Consider the following 21,523-nt stretch of genomic DNA (forward strand, 5'->3'; position numbering starts at 1 on the left):
TACGCTTATTTAAAAATGTCAATCATGGTTTTCAGTCCTTCTACTTCTTCCCTGGCCACCTGTTCAAACTGTTCCTGGGCTTCTTTACCTTCATCAATGAATGCTGCCAACGCAGCAATAGACGAATAGGTAAATAGTTCTGCTACCGAGACGTTTACTCCTAACCGCTCATTGACTTTCACTTGCAACTTGATAAGGAGCAGTGAATTTCCGCCGAGTTCAAAGAAGGTGTTATTAATACTGATATGCGATTTATGTAGACGTAACATCTCCGACCAGATGTCTGCAAGTAATTCCTGTGTATGTCCGTAGGGTAATGTTTGTTTTTCTGTTGCGAAACTATTAATAGTTGGTAACGCCCTTTTATCGATCTTTCCATTACGGTTTACAGGAAACTGGTCCATTCTTATAAAATGATCTGGAATCATATGGGCAGGTAACACGTTACGCAGGTATTTGTCCAGTAACATAACATCAGCTCCGGTTCCAGAGACATAATATGCGGCAAGTGCAGGCAGTACACCGGTTTGTATCACCGCAACAATACAATCTGTGATTTCAGGATGTTCTCTTAGTTTCGCCGCAATTTCGCCTGGCTCCACACGGTATCCTCTGATCTTCACCTGTTCATCTACCCGACCCATAAAGCCTATTTGTCCGTCGGGAAGCCATCGCGCGTAGTCCCCGGTATCATAAATACGTTCTCCGGTCAACGGAAAAGACACAAACTTCTTTGCAATCAACTCCGGATCATTCACATAACCAGCTGTCAGGCCGTCTCCACCAATAAACAATCTGCCCTGTGCTCCTATTGGGAGCAATTCGAGGTGCTCACCCAGGATGTATACACGAGTATTGTTAAGAGGACGACCTATAGGTAGATACGGGGCCTGTTCTGTTACCGGGGTCATTTGATATTCTATGGATGTGACAGTTGTTTCCGTAGGACCATATTCATTAAAGAATGTTGCTACAGCAGCATATTTTTCTGCCAGTTTGAATGAACAGGCTTCTCCGCCTGCAATAATCCGTTTAAGGCTGCTAATATTTTCAAGCTGAATACTCTCAAGGAAAGACGGCGTAGCATGTAAATGAGTAACCTGATGGTGCCGTAGGTATTGATTAAACAGGTAATTATCCAGGATTGTCTCCCGGCTTACCATAACTAATGAAGCTCCACTTAGCAACGCAAGCCAGATTTGTTCTACAGAAGCATCAAAGCTTATAGTAGAGAATTGTAATATCCTCTCTTTATCAGTAATATTAAATGTCTCCCTTTGAGACCAGATCAAGTTAACGATTGGACGATGAGGTACCATTACTCCTTTAGGCTTACCTGTTGAGCCGGAAGTATAAATAATGTAAGCAATATTGTCAGCAGTGACAGTTGGCAATGTATTTACCATTGATGGTCCGAAGGCCGGGATTGTCTTTAATACGTGCCTTACTTTACATTCATCCAACATTTGCTTTAAATGTTCAACAGGGTATGTAGCATCCAAAGGCAGATATGTAGCGCCGGCCTTCAGAATACCTAGTAGACCTATGATCAGATCTATCGAACGTTCAATCATTAGTCCAACAACCTCTCCGGGTAGTACACCATCATTTATCAGCTGATAGGCCAGATTAGTAGATTTATCAGCCAACTCCTGGTAAGTGATCTGCTCATCATTGAATATAACTGCTATGCTACTGGGCGTCTGCTGTACCTGGGCATCAAATAAACTGACAAGACTCTTATGGGTTGGATAGTTTGCCACAGTATTGTTCCAGTCGTATAACAAACAGTGCTTTTCTGACTCCGAAAGCATAATAAGTTCCCGTAGCGTAATCTTTGGATCTTCAGCTATTTCCTGAAGGATGTTCTTGAAGTAAGTTACAAACCGGGCTACAGTCTCTTCCTTAAATAAGGAAGACGCATATTCCAGACTTAGATATAATTGTTGGTTGTTTTCATATGCAGACAGTGTCATGTCAAATTTCGCTACAGCATGACCGGTGCTATAAGGTTTTAATGTCAATCCAGGTAATTCCAGTACAGACTTATCATAATTCTGGAATACAAACATGACGTCAAAAAGCGGGTTCCGGCTGGCGTCTCTTGACAAGCGCAGGTCACTAATCAATGACTCGTATTGATAATCCTGATTATCAAAGCATGATAAAGTCTTTGCTTTGATACCGGCTAGCAATTCCTTAAAAGTCATGTGTCCGGAAACATTATTTCTTAAAGGGAGCGTATTGACAAACATACCCATCACCTGTTCCACATCGCTGTTATGGCGACCAGCTACAGGCGTACCAACTACGAGATCCTGCTGTCCGGAAAGCCTTGATAACATGATATTATAAGCCGCAAGCAATACCATAAACATCGTTGTCTTTTCGGCTTCCGCAAGATGCTGTAAACGGCTGGTAAGGATTGCGTCAGTCTCAAAGCTCAGAATATTGCCTTCCTGATCTTTAATGACTGGTCTATTGAAGTCATATGGCAAGTCAATTACTGGCGGTATCTCCTCAAATTCTTTCAACCAAAATTCCCGCTGCGTGTTCATCCAAGGTTGGTCCAAAGACTGATACTGCCATTCTGCGAAGTCTTTATATTGAAGCTGTAGCGGTGCCAATGGCTGCTCCATATACAACGCCATGAAATCATTTATGAGGATATTTTCAGACACTCCATCCATAATGATGTGGTGTACATCAACCATAAGTACATGCTGCTGTTCGCTTATTTTGGCAACACCAATCCGGATCAGTGGTGCAATTTGCAGATCGAATGGTTGTATAAATTTGCTGATTACCGAAGAAACTGTTTTTGAATCAGTCCTCACTAAAGGAATATCAATTGTGATATCTGACGCAATTTTTTGCACAGGTTCACCATCCTGTACATCAAAGTAAGTACGTAGGTTCTCGTGACGAGCTAACAGCTGGTTGAAAGCCTTATTCATCTTAACAAGGTCTAATGCTCCTTCAAGCATTACTACCTGTGGGAGATTATAGGCTACAGACAGCTTATCCATTTCAAAAAGGAAGTATAACCGCTTCTGTGCTGAGGAAAGCACGTAGGAAGATTTTAAGTCCGCTTTGGGTATAGCTGAATATGCCTTTGTATTGGTATTGCCACCCTCAATATAAGCAGCAAGCTTAGAGATTGTCGAATTATCAAAAAACGCTTTTACTGCTATTTCAATGTTGAACATTTTATGGATTCGTCCAATCATTGTCAGCGCCTTCAGAGAATTACCGCCTATTTCAAAGAAATCATCGTCAGCTGTAATTCCTGTTTTCCCAAAAAACTGTTCCCAAAGCGTTACGAGGGCAGTTGTCACATCGCTTGCCTGCTGACCACCGGTCACCCGGGTTACTGACTCATGATCTTCTTCTATAGGTTCCCTGGTTACCCACTGCTGTAAGCGTAGCTGCAAGTCAGAAACAGATATAACTACCCGGGGAAGATGGCGCACACTCATCAGGCGTTGCCATACCAATATCAGCTCTTCCTTGTTGATACCATTACTGTCTGCTTCATCATATGTCAGACCATCGAAGTCTATGCTCATCCACCGGCGTAATCTACCCTCGCCTACACCAGAGCTGATGTAGCTATCCAGGTACGCATTGGCTGGCGCATACGCCCCGAATCCTATTCCACCCAGCACGGTCGAGAGAGACGATGTTGCTACGAAGAACTCCAGGTCGTAGTCGGCAAAGACAGCTCCCAATACCTCCATTCCATACACTTTTGACTTGAACTGGGCTGCATATTCAGCATCCGTCAGCGTATCTATACCGTTATGGCTATGACCACTTACGATACCTGCTGCATGAATAACACCAGTGATCCGGCCGCCTAGTTGCGCCTCCGCATCTGTTACCAGTGCTGCCACTGATGCCTGGTCTGTCAGATCGCAGGTACTGTAGATTACCCGGCACCCCTGTGATTCAAGCGCCGCTATCCTGGCATTACTGTCTGCAGACAGTGCTGACCTACCAGTCAATATCAGACCAGCTGCCTTCCCGGCAAGCAGGCCCGCACTCAGGCTATACCCAAACCCGCCCAGACCACCTGTTACCAGGTAAATGCCGCCGGTGTTTATCGAAGTTTCTGTTGTTGTTAATGGTTCATAGTGTTGTTCCCAACGGTGGCCATGGCGAAGGCTGACTACCCGTCCTCCTACTGCTGTATGTAGTTCTGCCACTAGCCCGGACAACCAGTCCGCCTCTGACATACTCACATCTATATGCCGCGTTTGCAAAGAAGGATATTCCTGGGACAGCACTTTTAGCAACACACCACCCATTCCTGCCGCCAGTGTCAGGGAACCTTTGTCCAGTACTCGGTGTACATCGCTACTGACCAACACCAGTTCTTTGATGCCCCTGCCTGTACGCGCAATGTGCAGTACACTGTAAAGTCCTGCATCATAAGATGTATCTGACAGGCTCCAGGTATGAATCACCCGCTCTGGATGTAGGCCATGACCTTTCAATACGGTAAACAATGTCTCATAAGAACGGGCATCACTCATGTTCAGTTCATAGCGGAATGGCGATAGCTCTCTAAAGCTGTTACCGGCTTCTACCAGTATGACATGGTCGCCCAGTTCCGCATATAAGGTATTATCATTGGAAAATAGTAACGTTGTTCCTGCGGGTTGCGTAGAAGGTTGTGCCGCAGGCAGCAGCTTCCAGGTAGGCGTATAGAACCAGTCTTTTATCTCCTGACGCTGGTTACCGGCGGTAGGTAGCAACTCCCGAAGCAGCTCACCTGCATCTACATCCACCGGATAGGATTGCTTATCAAATGAGTAAGTAGGCAAAGACAAACGGTTACGCTTTTCTGACTGGCTGAAGGACTTCCAGTTGGCAATAACCCCATACTGCCATAAGGTACCAATACCTTGCAGCAAATACTGCTGATCTTCACGGCGCTCACGGGCATGACTCACCAGCGATACCACACGATGACGTTCACGGTTGTATTGGGTATGAGAACGGACAAAGGTGCATAAAGCATTACCAGGACCTACCTCTACGAATACGATATCCCTGTCCTTTAATAACTCACTTAAGGCAGCGCTGAAGCGCACAGGCTCTCTTAGCTGTGACACCCAGTAATCGCCTGTTAGACTAGTCACCGTCATTGCTGATAAGGTTGACACCATCGGTATCTTGCTACTACTATACTGGTATTGACCGGCCGCAGCTGTGAAGTCCGCCTTTACTACATCCATCATGCCCGAATGGAAGGCATGAGAGGTATGCAGCAGTGTACTCTTATAACCTGATGCAGTTAAGATAGATTCAAATGCTTTGATTGCCTCCGTAGGACCTGATACCACACATAGCTCTGTACTATTCACAGCAGCTAGTGATAACTCCGGATGGGAAGCTAACAGTGGCAACAGTGTTGCTTCTGTGATACTAATGCTCAGCATACTGCCTGCGGGGGCAGCCTGCATCAGCGCTCCTCGCTTCACCACTAGTCTCAGGCAAGCTTCCAGCTCCAGCACACCTCCCAGGCATGCAGCCGCATATTCCCCAATGCTATGACCAATCACCTGATCTGGGGTTATCCCCCAGGACATCAGCAGACGGCTTAAGGCGTATTCCATAATAAACAACAGCGGTTGCGCATACTGCGTCTGAACAGTCTGATCCTGGCCACCACCATCACTAAATACGATTGAGGACAAGTCTACTCCGTTGATGCCACGCACCAGTTGAAAACACTGGTCAACCGTCTGGCGGAAGGCAGGCTCTGTTGTATATAGCCCCCGGTACATATTAACATACTGAGCGCCCTGACCAGAAAACATAAAGACGACGGCAGGTTTAGCCTTATCGCCAGTAACCACCACACCTGGACCAGCTGCTAATTGGGCTATTGCATCCTCGCGGTCACGACACACTACTATGCTACGGTGGCTCATCACCGCACGACCCTGTTGCAGGGTATAAGCTACGTCTGCCAGGGACACCTCCTGCTGGAGATATTGGCCCAGATCCGCAGTATGACGTGCTAAAGCACTCTTTGTTTTAGCAGACAGTAACAACAACTGCCAGGGACGGCTGGCAGAGGAAGCCAAAGCTGTGGGAGCTTCTTCCAGCACAACATGCGCATTGGTACCACCTATACCAAAAGAGCTGACACCCGCACGTAAAGGATGTGATCCATGGCTCCAGTCTTTGAGCTTTGTATTTACATAAAAAGGACCGTTCTCAAAGTTGATAGCAGGATTAGGAGACTGGTAATGCAGGGTAGGCACCAACTGCCTGTGTTGCAGAGACAATACTGTCTTTATAAATCCAGCAATACCTGCAGCAGCATCCAGGTGGCCAATATTAGTTTTCACTGCTCCCAGCGCACAATAAGGTTGTTTACTGTCTCCAAATACACGCCTTAAAGCTTCTATCTCAATCGGGTCTCCCAGATGAGTGCCCGTACCATGTGTCTCAACAAAGCTGATACTATCTGGTGTTACACCAGCCCACTTCTGCGCCATAAGGATCGTTTCCGTTTGTCCGTCGATAGACGGTGCCGTATAGCCAACTTTCCCGCTACCATCATTGTTTATACCTGTACCCTTTATAATGGCATAAATATGATCTCCATCCTGCAGTGCATTCTTCAAAGATTTCAGCACTACTACACCTACTCCATCACCAGCGACAGTACCACTTGCAGCTTCATCGAAGGCTCGGCAATGTCCATCCCTGGATGTAATCATACCTTCCTGATAAATGTACCCCTCTTTAGATCTATTCTTTAAAGATGATGCACCGGCAATGGCAACATTACATTCTCCCATCAACAGGCTCTTGCAAGCCATGTGAATAGCTACCAGGGAAGTCGAACATGCGGTGTCAACAAATACTGAAGGTCCCCTAAGATTCAGACCATATGATATTAGCGTCGCCATAAAGTTGGCGTTCCTGAGCAAGGAAGCGGAATAGTCATCAACTAGCCCATCGCTGTTAGCTAGTTGAGCATATACCTGCCAGTTAGTATTACTGGAAGCGCCTGCAAAAAGCCCAGCTTTAAATAAGGGGTCATACGTATCATATCCGGCATCTTCGATAGCCTGCCACACACATTCATGGAAGATCCTTATCTGAGGATCCATCAGCGCCGCCTCGTCCGGCCTGTAATTGAAGAATGCTGCATCAAAATATTGTTTACCATCCATGTAAGCATTTGCACCTACATAATCGGGTCTATTTACGATTTTCGGATCCCGGCCATCTCCAATCAATTCTTCCTTTGTGAAGAATTTCACTGATTCGATGCCCTTCTTCAGATTATCCCAGTACGCAGCCAGGTCAGGTGCCCCAGGAAACCTCCCGGACATACCAATAACTGCGACTTCCAGCCCGGTATATTTCTTCGATTCAGATGATTTTTGTGCAGTCATATACTAGAAATCAGGGTTTATTAAGGATTTCGTTAAACAGGCTCAGATTTGCTGTAGCCTCAAGGAAAGCTTCATCTACTCTCGCTGCCTGATGGCTTAGCTGATAATCACCTTTGCGAATAAAATCAGCCATACTGGCAATTGTGGGCAACCGGAACATATTAGCAACAGAGATTTTACAGGAAAATGCCTTGTTGACCCGCTTGTTCAGGGCAATTATATGGATTGAGTTTCCTCCTAATTCAAAAAAGCCGTGGTTTATACTGATAACGGACTTATCCAATTTCAGTAGCTCCGCCCACATCTCAATTAACGTTTCCTCAATCTCGTCAATCGGCCCCTCTGTATGCGGATCAATATCCAAAACCGGCTCAGGTAATGCACGTTTGTCTACCTTTCCGTTAAGGGTGACAGGAAAGCGCTGCATATGTACACATATAGCTGGTATCATGTAATCTGGTAGACGTGCCGCTAGATGTTGTTGCAGTAATAACTTATCAAACTGAGTCTCCGCAGCATAGTAGGCAACCAAATATTGATTTCCCTGATGATCTTTACTCACTACTACAGCATCCTTTATACCTTCCCATTGCAGCAGCGCCTGTTCAATCTCGCCGGTTTCAATTCTAGCGCCCCTTACTTTAACCATTGTATCCCTACGACCGGCAAGCACTATGTTTCCGTCATGGTCCAGATATCCGACATCTCCGGTAAGATACAATGTGTTATATCCAGGTCTGGTGATTACTGGGTTTGGCACAAACTTCAATGCAGTTAGTGCTGCATCACCCTGATAGCCTTTTCCGACTCCTGGACCGGCTATACATATTTCTCCTTTTACGCCCACAGGACACAAATGCCGGTGCGCATCAAGTACGTACACGTGGAAATTCGGCAGAGGTGTACCTATAGGCAGAGCAGCAATACCTGTCTCCGGCAGATCGGCAGGTATAATATAATAGGTTGCATCGTCAGATGTCTCTGCTGGTCCATAGGCATTCAACAATCTAATTGCAGGATAGTGTTTATACCATGCTACAGCTAATTCCCGATTTAATGCCTCTCCTGTAGAAATCATCCAGCGGAGCCGGCCTAACGGCAAACTACCCAACATGGAGCGAATCACGGATGGCACAACCTCAAGAACCGTAATATTACCCGTCGTCACAACTGCGGAAAGTCTCTCAGGATCTAACATTACATCGCGATCAATAATATGGGTAGAACCTCCAACTGTTAAAGCGAGCAGCATCTGTACAACATAGACGTCAAAACTACATTCAGCAGTCTGTGCCATACAATCGTCAGCTGTCATAGACAGTATTTCATTCAAACCATAAAAGTGATTCATCATTCCTCCATGATGCAATAAAACCCCTTTCGGCATACCCGTAGAACCCGAAGTAAATGCGAGATAAGCAATCATATCTGGTGTGACCTCTGACGGCCGCAAAGGATATTCTACATTAGCATCAACTTCTTCTGCCAATATTACTGGAATCACAGTATGAAGTAAATTGGTATGATGCTGCGTCGTAATGATGATTCCAGGGTTACACGCTTCCAAAATCCTCGCTATACGCTCCCCTGGTTGTCTGGTGTCAAGAGAAACAAAGACGTGACCTGACTTTTGCACCGCGAGCATCCAGGCTAATAGCTGAATACCTCGATCCATAAGTAATGGTATAACTGTTCCCCCTGCCAGTTCTTTTGACTGGATGAAGCCTGCAAGCCTATCCGACAATGTATCTAACTCCTCGTACGTTAGTATTTCAGAATGATGAATTACGGCTGTTTTAGCAGGGAACCGGAGCACATTTTCCTTAAATAGGTCTATAAATGTCTCCGTCGGATAACTACGGTCAGTATCATTAAACTGATATAGAATCTGATTCCTTTCTTCTTCTGGAAGGATATTAATATCTGCCAGTAAAATGTCCTGATTTGACACAATGTCTTCAATTACCTCATTGAAATAATTCGCAAAACGCTGGATTGTGGAATCACGGAATAATTCAGCAGCATAGGCAAAATTTAAGGCTAACTTGTCGTCCACTTCAAAAGCAGATAATGTCAGGTCAAATTTGGACATACCTACCCCATGATGATAGGACTCCAATATCATACCTTCAAGTTCAAGTTTCCTGCCTTCAAAATTCTGATATACGAAATCTACGTCGAAAAGCGGATTACGACTGGTATCTCTGTCAATTTTGAGGTCTTCAATCAGTGTCTCGTATTGATAATCCTGATTTGCAAAGCAAAGCAGTGTATGTACCTTTACATGTTGAAGAAATTCGCGGAACGACAATCCACTTGCCGGCTTGTTCCTCAACACTAACGAATTAACAAACATCCCCACCATCTGTTCCAGATCTGCATGAGGACGACCCGCTGTAGAAGTACCTATGATTATATCTTCGCTGCCACTGAGTTTTGACAATAAAACATTATACACCGCCAGTAACAGCATAAACATAGAAACATTCTCCCTATCAGCGATTTGCTTAAGCTGGCCTGTTACTACAGGTGACAGCTCGAAGTCAAGAAAGCCGCCAACATGGCTTCTAGTCATTGGACGCGGAAAATCGACCGGGAGTTCCAATACAGGTATTTCGTCTGCAAACTCCTTCATCCAGAACACACGCTGCTCTTGTAATACAGATTGCATTAACTCTCCTTGTTGCCACTCTGAATAGTCTTTGTAATGAAGCTTCAACGGTGGCAATACGTGATCATTATACAATTTCATAAAGTCACTGACCATCACGCCTTGTGACACACCATCTGCAACAATATGATGCGAATCAATTATCACCAGATGCTGTTCTTCACTATGAGTCATGATGCCAACCCTGATCAACGGAGCAATTGATAAATCAAATGGCTGTACAAATGCCCGAATCATTGACTGAAGATCTCCATCTGTACTCTCCAGCGCCGTTACGCTAAAATCAAAATCGTCCATCACTATTTGGCGCGGCATATCATTGTCAAATATAAAAGCAGTACGCAAGCTCTCATGCCGCTGAATCAATCTGATGAACGTCTGTTCAATTTTCTTCTTATCTAACCTGCCATGCATCCAGAATACCTGCGTCTCATTATATACTTCTCTATTATCCTCCAATATTTGCAGAAAGAATAATCGCTTTTGAGCAGAAGACAGCACATAATCACGCTGAGGCGGCGCAACTGGTATATGTCGAAGCACGTTATTTGTCTCGTAGTTTTGTCTGGAATCTGCCAATTGCTGCACAGTTGGATATTGGTAAAGGTCACCAATAGTAAAATTTAAGCCCAGTTCCTTGTTTAACCTCGCTAACAAGATCATTCCCTTCAGAGAGTCACCGCCCAACTCAAAAAAGTTGTCTTGCGGTCTTATGTCGGATTTACCAAAGAAGCTTCCAAATATCTGAAGAATAGCATTTTGATAATCTGAAGTATTCTGTATAGCAAGAATAGGCGCTGGTGTTTCACCAACAACATTAGTTAGAGTAGCATGCTGATGTCGTCTTATCTGATATTTCAGACTGCCTTTAGAAATTGTCGCAACCGGAAGCCTCTGTCCCAGACATTGATGAAATACACGGATACCCTCAGACGGGTAAATTGCATCCGCGATAAGTGCGTTCACCGCAATTGTATCGTGGATACCAGTTTCTCTGACCCTGGTTTTGAAGGTCATACCGACATCCAGCCAATCACACCAATTAATCGTAAATGCATGCACACTGCTCTTCCGATGAATGTAGCGGGCGTAAGCCTGCAAAAACTCATTTGCAGCATTGTAAGCGACCTGACCGAATTTGGACTGATACAAGACATTGCCAACTGAAGAAAACAAGGCCAGAAAATCCAGCTGAGAAAAATTAAGATACTTTTCAAAAAGTAACAGCCCATGAATCTTAGATCTAACATACTGCATTAAGCCCTTTCCGTCACGATTCATCATAATACCTCCAAAATCAACTTCTCCTGCTGCCCAGATCAGGCCATTCACAGCAATACCTTTGGATTGCAGGAAATCAAAAAACAATTGTACCTGCTCTTCATCTGCTATATCTGCCTGGAATAACGTCACCTGATGCCCTGTCGCTCTCATTTCTTCCATGGACTGCAATACTTCTGTCCTATTTTCTATGGAAGACCTGTGTACGATCACCACATTTGCATCGTGTTCCATCACAATATCCCTTGCAACTGAAAATCCCATACCACCAGTACCTCCGGTTACCAGATATGTATTCCCAGCTACGATTTGAACGCCGGAAGCATAGCTCTCATTTGGCACAAAGGTCTTAAAAGATGGCGTCCAACGTTGACCATATCTATAGGCCACGAAAACGTCATCCGCATAATGATGTAACTCATTTATTAATAACGATACATGTTGTTGCAAAGCCACATCAGTAGAAAATGGATACGGAATATCTATAACCCTGCACCGAATATTCTGCTGTTCCACGGGGATAATTTTCGCGGGTGCATGAATGGCACATTTTAATGGATTTACCTGGTCAGCATCCATCACGCCTGCCAGATGATTGCCTGCCACCACTATCTGCACAGAATGCGTAAACCTGGCTCTTGCAATAGCACCAGCCAACAGCCCCAGACCAACATAACCTTTACTTAATAGAGGCGATATTGCCTCAAAATCAGCATCCTCCGTATGATCGTCTAATGAAGCGCAATAAAAAATCTTTCCTATAGGTGCAAACTCTAGCGCCAGTTGTTGAAATAAATCATCCCATGCAGCGGCAGAGTCAAAATCAACTTCCCAGGAATGATCACTAAACCGTACACAATCCTTTCCTGGCTGCACCATTACAATATTTGTCCCGGCCTTATGCAAAGCGGCTTTTAGCGCTAAACTGAAATTTTCATATCCTGCAATGATCAGGCAGGTGTCGTTAATGATGGGTGTTGCTGCATTGGGAGCCAGACTGCTTTCCCAATACGCAGCATTAATATGCACTTCTGAAGAAGGAATCTGCCCTGCCAATTGCTCCACAATAAGCTTTTCTGCATCAACATCGGCAGTGTAGGCTGTTTTATCAAAAACATATCCGGGCACGGACACGCGTTTCCTCTTTTCTGTACTATAAAAATTGTCCCATTGAATAGATACGCCCAATCCCCACAACTGACCGACTTTACTTATCAGATATTCCTGATCGTTTCTGACTTGCTTGATCTGTCTTACCGTATTCACTACACGATGTACCGGTTGCATAGACAGGCTCTCCTGCACATAATTGCACAGAGATCTGCCGGGGCCAACTTCTACTAGCACAGCCGGCCCTTTCTCAAGCAAATAGTCAATTCCTGCGGAGAATTGTACTGTACTCCTCAAATGCTGGGACCAGTACCCCGGACGACTGATCTGCTCAAATGTCACCGGCTGTCCGGTAACGTTTGATATATAAGGTATACTAGGAGTTCCAAAGGTGACATTCTTAAACTCTTTCTCAAATTCAGCAAGCACTCCTTCCATTAGTTTAGAATGGAAAGCATGAGAGGTATGTAACCGTTTTGCCTGACGGCCAGCTTTAGTCAGGTCGGCTTCAAATTCCCTAATCGCATTTTCGGTGCCGGAAACTACAACTGACGACGCACTATTAATAACAGCAATCTCCAAGTCATTGTGATATTGCAGTAATTCTCGCACCTGTTGCTCTGACATCGACAGACTAAGCATAGCGCCCTTTTCCGCCTCACTCATTAGTTGGCCACGGCGTATAACAATCCGGATAGCATCTGTCAGGCTCAAAACTCCACTAAGTGCCGCCGCAACATATTCACCAATACTATGACCGATCATACTTGCAGGACGGATTCCCCAATGTATTAGCTGTTGCGCCAACGCGTAGGATATAATAAATAAAAGTGGCTGTGCATATTCAGTTTCCTTTATGTCATTGCCATTGATATCGTTGGGGAACAAAATGCTATGTAAATCAACATTGGTGAATTGCGCAGCAATTTGCAAACATTCGTCCACTTTCCCTTTAAATGCAGGTTCCTTTTGATACAGGTCCCTGCACATATTTGCATACTGAGCTCCCTGACCAGAAAACATAAATATTATCTCCTGGTAATCTTCCTGTGTTCCTAAAGACTCATAGTTTTCTCCATGCCCCGCTTCCAGGGAGATCAATGCTCCCTCCCGGCTATTAACTGTCAGGGCTTGCCTGTATCTGAACCGGCTCCTGCCTTTCTGCAAAGTATAGGCTACGTCTGCTATGTTAATATCTTCTTGCCTGTTCAGAAACTGACGGAATGTGTCAATATTATTTCTTAATGCAGAAGGAGTCTTAGCGGAAAAAAGCAACAGCTGATGTTCCCGGCTACCTGTACCGGCTACTGAAGTGGGAGCTTCCTCCAGCACTACATGCGCATTCGTGCCACCAATTCCAAACGAACTTACACCCGCTCTTAAAGGTTTCCCATCCTTCTTCAAGTCAGATAAATAAGCATTTACATAAAACGGACCCAGATCAAAGGGAATTTTGGGATTTGCTGATTCAAAGTGCAAACTGGCGGGTAGCTGCTTGTGTTTCAATGACAGAACTGTTTTTATGAAACCTGCCACACCCGCTGCACTATCCAAATGCCCTATATTACTTTTTACAGTCCCAATGGCACAATGTTTTTGCAACGTACCGCCAAGACTTACAAAAGCTTCATTAAGCGCAGCTATCTCTGCCGGATCACCCAGATTAGTTGCAGTTCCGTGCGTTTCAACATAGCTGATAGTATCTGGATGTACTCCTGACATTTTGATTGCTCTGCGGATAACATCGGCCTGACCTTTCACACCTGGTGTAGTAAAACCAGCCTTGGCGCTGCCGTCATTGTTAGTTGCCGCACCACGGATTACGGCGTGAATATGATCACCAGCATTAAGCGCATCCTTCAACCTCTTAAGCGCTACCACTCCAACACCCTCTCCTCCGACCGTTCCACTTGCCGCACTATCGAACGCTCTGTTCTTTCCATCTCTCGAGTAAATCAGTCCTTCTTTATAAAGGTAACCTCTGATACTATCATTAGCGATACTGACACCTCCGGCCAATGCCATGGTACATTCCCCAAGTAATAAGCTATTACATGCCTGAACAATTGCTACAAGTGAAGAAGAACAAGCTGTCTGCACAAATACAGCTGGCCCACGCAGGTTTAGTTTGTAAGCCACTGTCGTACAAAGAAAACTTACCATTCTCAGATGTGAAGCGGCAAAGTCATCTACCTGAGCACTCCTGTTCTTTAACCGCGCATATAGCTCCCAATTAACATTGGGTGTACCACTGCCAAATAATCCTATTTTCACAGACGGGTCATCACTTACATAACCACTATCCTCTAAAGCATTCCAGCAACATTCATGAAAAAGTCGTATTTGTGGATCCATCAATTCCGCCTCATCAGGCGTATAGTTGAAAAAAGCCGCATCAAAGTATTGTTTGTCTGCCAGAAAGGCATTTGCTTTTACGTAATGAGGATTTTCCAGTAACATGGATGAAATGCCGGCAGCCGACAATTCCTCATCGGTGAAAGTCGTAATACAATTTTTTCCACCCTTGAGATTCTCCCAATATTCACTTATGTTGGCACTGCCAGGAAATCTTCCGGAAAGTCCTACAACTGCTATTTCTAAACCTGTATATTTTTCCATACTACTATCCAATTTGATTTAATATGTCAAGGGTTTCCTGCATATGCTGTATTCCATCATCTTCGTCAGACTCCTGAGATGTATCGTGACCTTGCAAATGTTCTGCAATGGCCGCTATTACTGGAAACCTGAATACACTGGCTACAGGAAGCTGCACCTGAAAATGTGTATTGATCCTGTTAACCATCCTTACCAGCCTGATAGAATTTCCTCCAAGATCAAAGAAATTCATATTCACACCTATCTGACCAATATCGACTCCCAACACGTCTGACCAAATACCTGCAAGTTCCCGTTGTAGCTGGCTGACAGGCAGCTGCCTTACAGCCAATTCTTCTATGCGGTATCCTGGTAAAGCGATCGTATCCAGCTTACCGTTAACCGTCAGCGGCAAACTCGTAAGATGAACAAAGAAAGACGGTATCATATACTCAGGCAATCTATGGCGTAGGAACGTTTTGATTCCATGCGCCTCCAAGGGCGTAATGGCTAAATAGTAGCAGACTAGCAACGGGTCTGTCTCAACCTCTTTTACCAATATAGCTGCTTCACTAATATGTTCATGTTGACACAACTGGGTAACAATATCTTCCGGCTCTATACGATTACCGCGAAGCTTAAGCTGACTATCCCGTCTTCCGTGATAAATAAGTCCATATTCAGGATGATATACCGCTACATCATTACTCCGATACATCCGCCCGTATCCGTGCAATGGAGAAGATATAAACGCTGAACTTGTCAATTCTTCCTGCTTGTAATAGCCATTAGCAAGTCCAACACCTGAAATGTAGATTTCACCTTCTACTCCAACCGGCACAGGATGCATATATCTGTCTAACAGGTGAATCCGCATATTATCAATCGGATACCCGATTGGCACATTTACACTGTCATCATTAGGGTTATACTGATAACACATACAACCAACGGTCGCCTCTGTAGGCCCATACTCATTGTAAATTTTTACGCGCCCGCCGAATCTTACGTGAATGGCTGCCGCAACGCGGCTTTCAAGCTGCTCTCCTCCTACTATCAGTGTATGCAAAACATTAGAATCTCCAACTGGAATTTCTGCCAGTATTTTCAGATGAGATGGGGTCATCTTCAGGATCGTGCTGCGATTAGCCTTAATCACCTGCTCAAGTAACATAGCACCACTATCTTCGTTATCATACAGAACCAGCCTATTTCCTGAAATCAGGGGCATAAATAGACTCGTCACGGTCAGGTCGAAAGCGATGGATGTGTGTAATGAATAAACATCGGCAGTGCTACCGGAGTAACGTCGTAATGCCCAGGTGAGGTAATTTAAAAGTGACCGGTGATTAATCATCACACCTTTAGGCACTCCTGTTGAGCCGGATGTATATATTACATAGGCAAGGCCATCACTATCAGGCAATGAAGTTAACTTCTCACCAGGGGCATCATGAACGTAATTATCTACGTTGATCAGTCCCCCTTGTTCCCATACATTTATAAACCTTGAACGGCTAATGACTGTTTTCACACCCGCCTCTTCAAAAATAGTTATCACCCTATTCATCGGGTAGTCAATATCAACAGGCACGTAAGCTGCGCCTGCTTTTAATACGCCTAAGATTGCTGCTATAAGAAATGGTTCCCGGTCTAACATAATACCTACCAGATCCCCTACGCCAATTCCAGACATATTAAGTTGAGTTGCAAATTGATCGGACAACCGATCCAGTTCCTGATATGTTATCTCCTTGTCACGATATTCGAGCGCTATTGATGTTGGTGCTGCAACTACACAACGATTAAACAACGTTATCACGGACACATCTTCAACAGGAGCTTCAATGACACCCTTATATAAAGCCAAATGTTCTTCCTCACTCAATATCCTGATATCCGACAATAGGATGGCAGGATCGTTGACAATAGTTCGCACAATATTCTTGTAATAGACAACAAATCGATCTATCGTACTCTTATCAAAGAGCTCAGTTGAATAGGTAAAACTTAGGTGCAAATCATCTACCGATTCACTAACAGTATGTGTCAGATCAAATTTGGCGAAATGCTCTTTATGTAAATACGGCTGCAACCGCAAACCCGGTATCTCCAGCACTGTATCATCAGGATTGTCATAAGCAAACATGACATCAAACAATGGATTCCGACTTGTATCTCTGTCCAAAGAGAGGTCATCCACCAATAATTCAAATGGATAAGACTGGTGCTCGAAATGCTTCAGCGTATTTTCCCGTATATGCAGTAGAAAGTCTTTAAATGTGGCGTCGCCAGTAACAGTATTACGTAAGGCAATGGTGTTCACGAACATACCTACCAAACCTTCCAGGTCCGCATGGTAACGCCCTGATACAGGTGTTCCGATGATAATGTCATCCTGATTACTTAACCGGGATAACAATATATTGTACAAAGACAACATCACCATAAATAATGTGGACTGTGATTCCGCAGCAATTCTCTTCAATGCCGACACTTCCTCCCGGGTCAATGCAAATTGAACAGTATCACCCTTATCTCCTAATATCTGAGGACGTTTATAGTCAAATGGCAGTGTTAACACTGGCACTTCTCCTGAGAATACATCCAGCCAATAAGCCCGATTGTTGCCACGTACTGCTAATTGCCTTTCGCTCTCCTGCCATACTGCATAATCCTTATAACCGATACGAAGTGCAGGCAGGGTCTCTCCTGCATAGATCTGCATAAACTCCCGTATCAGTATTATCTGGGACAGTCCATCTGTGATGATGTGATGCATATCCATCAGTAACAGATGCTCTTCTTTAGAGATCTTTACTAATCCAACCCTAATAAGTGGTGACTTACCAATATCAAAAGGATGATGAAACTCCTCAATAATCTGCCTTGCACTATCTTCTGTTCCCTCATATATGCTGATTGTAAAGTCAACCGAGTTCGCAACCTGCTGCATTACGCTATCACCTACCGGAACAATCGCTGTACGCAAACTCTCGTGACGCATGATTAACTTGTGAAAACATGCAGTCAGGTATGGGATATCCAATCGGCCATATAATCGTGTCACCTGTAACATATTGTAGGCTAACGACTGACGATTGAGTTCATACAGGAAATAAAGCCTCCTTTGGGTTGAGGATAAAGGATAAGCTATTGCCGGTAACGCAGGATCAATCGGTATATGCTGCTCAGGTATCCTGGAACGGATTATACTTGCCAGACTTCTGATGTCCTGATTGGTAAAGATCTCCTTTACCGACACCGGTACTGAAAGCGCCTGTTGGATCTTATTTGATAAGATTGTCACCTTCAGTGAATGGCCGCCCAGCTCAAAGAAGCTTCGCGTAACACTGATACGCTCTTCTTCCACCTTCAATACCTCTGACCAGATAGCTACCAACCTCGATTCCAGCTCATCCCCGGCAGGTACAAAGCTATCTTCCTCCCCTACTACCGGGGCCGGCAATGACCGGCGGTCAATCTTCCCATTACCGGTCAACGGTAATGACGATAAACGCATAAAATAGGATGGAACCATATGCTCCGGTAATTTGCTGGATAAGTACTGACGCAAACTACCATGGTCCAGCTCTGATGATGTCACGTAATACGCCACCAGGCTCTTCTCACCTGACTCCTCATACGGATGTACTACACTAGAGCTGATGCCAGCGTAACCTGACAGATGACTTTCTATCTCTCCCAACTCTATTCTAAAGCCCCGGATCTTCACCTGGCTATCAATGCGACCCAGATACTCCACGTCCCCACTGGCCAGCTGACGCCCCTGATCCCCGGATCGGTACAGCAGACCTGCACCATAAGGATTATCTATGAACCTACGGGAGGTTAATTCCGCTTTGTTCAGGTAGCCTTGCGCTACCCCAGCCCCACCAACATACAGCTCTCCTAAAACGCCACGAGGCACTGGCCGCATCTGTTCATCCAGAATATATAACGACAGTGTCGGAATAGGTTTCCCAATGTTGCTCAAATCCTGATCAAGATCTGCGGTGGTCAGTTCTTTATAGGTAACATGTACGGTTGTTTCCGTAATACCAAACATGTTGATCAGCTTCACCTGTGGGTATGTCTCATGAAACTGACGCAGCTTAGAAGGCACCAACGCTTCACCTCCAAATATTACATACCGAAGCCGAAAATCTTTCCGGGGACCTGAACTTAACTGATAGAAAGACCACGGGGTCTGATTCAACACCGTTACCCCTTCTTTCTCCAGCACTTCCAGGTAGGCCAGCGGATCGCGTGCCACTATCCTGGGTATGATCACAAGACGACCTCCATATAACAATGCCCCATACATCTCCCATACGCTGAAGTCAAAACAATGACTATGAAACATCGTCCATACATCGGACTCATTAAAATCAAACTGGAACGCTTCATTGAATAACAGCCGTACCACATGACTATGACCGACCATCACTCCTTTCGGATTACCCGTAGTCCCGGAGGTATAGATGATATAACAAAGATCTGCAGGACCGGAACCAGTCGTCCTGTCCAATGACCCGTCATAGGCAATACCATCTTCTATATAATACACCGGCACACCATAAGATGCGGCGTCCGTTACGTCTTTAGTACTTAACAACAACGGCGTTCCACTGTCTTCAACCATGTACGACTTACGCGATTCAGGATAGGTGACGTCAACAGGCAGGTAAGCACCACCTGCTTTTAGGATACCCAGCATGCCTATCACGGTTTCCATACCCCGATCTACCAGCAAACCAACAATTACACCTGGTTGTACACCTGCATTACGCAGATAGGCGGCCAGACACTCGCTGGCTTCATTCAGTTCACTGTAACTCATGGTCCGGTCGCCGAAGATCAACGCCGTCCTGTCTCCATGCAAAGCGACCTGCTTTTCAAATAAACTATGTACTGTCTCCGATACTGGAAAAGCTACCTCACTAAAATCAAGTGATTGCAGCAGCTGATGTTCCTGCGCCGCTGTCAATAGACGTATACTTGATATAGTCCTATTAGGATCAGCGATAACGCTGCTAACGATCTGTTTGAAATACCCGGCAAATTCCTGAATCGTTGACTGTTGAAATAACTGTGCGTTATATTCTATACTCAGACGTATATGATCTACCGACTCGTTTACAGACAAAGTAAGATCAAACTTTGATACAACTTTTCCTGTATCATACGAAGACAATTGTAACCCCGGCATTTCCAGGACTGCAGCATCTGCACTTTCGTAAGTAAATACTACGTCGAATAATGGATTCCGTTGCAGATTACGAACAATCTTCAAATCATCTATCATTTGTTCGTACTGATATTCTTCATGGTCCAGACAGCCTAATACGCGTTGTTTTACGGTAGTAAGAAATGCTGAAAAAGGCATTTTTCCAGAGGGGTAATTCCTGATAGGAAGCATGTTAACAAACATGCCTATAATATTTTCCAATTCAGGATGTGTACGTCCGGTAACAGGCGTACCAACTACAATATCATCCTGGGAGCTTAAAGCGCCCAGCAGAATATTATACAGCGCCAGCAGCATCATAAACATAGTCACCTCATTCCCGGCAGCCAGTTGTCTGAGGGCTGCTGTCGTAGCAGTGTCCAGCTCAAATGAACATATAGCGCCCTCGGTACTGCGAACAGGTGGTCTGGGGAAATCTACCGGTAATTCCAGCACAGGCGGAGGCGTTGCGAATACGGTTTTCCAGAATGCCTGATGATTGATCATATCCACAGACTGCATCCTTCTTTGCTGCCATTCTGAGTAATCCTTATACTGTAGTTTCAAAGGAGCCAATTCCTGACCCACATATAACTGCATAAAGTCATTAATCAGTATCTCCTGTGAAACACCATCAGTTATGATATGATGCATATCAATCATCAACAGGTGTTCTTCAGCTGAGATCTGCGTAAGTCCCACCCTTATCAATGGTGCCTTCGAGAGATCAAATGGCTTTCTGAACTGCTCTACATTATCGCATATCGCAATATTAAGGGTTATATTCTGCGCAATCTTCTGCACAGGTACGCCATCGGCTATTTCAAAATAAGTACGTAATCCTTCGTGCCTTTCCAACAGTGAGTTAAGAGACTGGGTAATACGGGCTCTGTCCAGTTGTCCCTGAAGCCTTATCACCTGCAGCATGTTATAACTCAGCGAAAGCCTGTCCATTTCATACAGAAAGTATAATCTTCTGGCGGCTGATGAAAGCGCATAGCTATCCTTATCGGCTACCGGCACTGGATAATCAATATCCTCCTTACCGGCAATTCCGTTAATATAGCTAATCAGGGAGTCTTTATGCTGCTTGATCTCTTCTAGCAGCTCCCTGGTAAGCACACCATTGGGAGCACTTGCTTTAAGTTTATTATCGACAAGCTTTAATTCAACTCCCAGCTTTCTGAGTTTCGAGATAATAGCGTTCAT

General features: G+C 44.7%; 3 protein-coding genes. All 3 read right to left on the bottom strand.

Annotated features, from left to right (window positions below):
- Positions 1-5 precede the first annotated feature (5 nt).
- Genes K1Y79_RS22960 through K1Y79_RS22970 form a run of 3 tightly spaced genes read right to left on the bottom strand, consistent with a single transcriptional unit; the run spans position 6 to position 21,523 of the window.
- Positions 6-7,424, bottom strand: a complete 7,419-nt coding sequence (locus tag K1Y79_RS22960; RefSeq protein ID WP_220252538.1) for a non-ribosomal peptide synthetase/type I polyketide synthase — start codon at positions 7,422-7,424, stop codon at positions 6-8.
- A 10-nt stretch (positions 7,425-7,434) separates the two neighbouring features.
- A complete protein-coding gene (locus tag K1Y79_RS22965) occupies positions 7,435-15,105 on the bottom strand; it encodes a non-ribosomal peptide synthetase/type I polyketide synthase (RefSeq protein ID WP_220252539.1) in 7,671 nt (2,556 codons plus the stop codon).
- A 4-nt stretch (positions 15,106-15,109) separates the two neighbouring features.
- Positions 15,110-21,523: a non-ribosomal peptide synthetase gene (locus tag K1Y79_RS22970; protein ID WP_220252540.1), complete on the bottom strand. Its 6,414-nt coding sequence runs from the start codon at positions 21,521-21,523 to the stop codon at positions 15,110-15,112.

This window comes from Chitinophaga rhizophila, from assembly GCF_019492185.1.
Lineage (GTDB): Bacteria > Bacteroidota > Bacteroidia > Chitinophagales > Chitinophagaceae > Chitinophaga > Chitinophaga rhizophila.

What these genes read in the sequence shown, in the direction of transcription:
- K1Y79_RS22960 (WP_220252538.1), bottom strand. Translation starts at nt 7,424, where the DNA reads ATGACTGCACAAAAATCATCTGAATCGAAGAAATATACCGGGCTGGAA.
- K1Y79_RS22965 (WP_220252539.1), bottom strand. Translation starts at nt 15,105, where the DNA reads ATGGAAAAATATACAGGTTTAGAAATAGCAGTTGTAGGACTTTCCGGA.
- K1Y79_RS22970 (WP_220252540.1), bottom strand. Translation starts at nt 21,523, where the DNA reads ATGAACGCTATTATCTCGAAACTCAGAAAGCTGGGAGTTGAATTAAAG.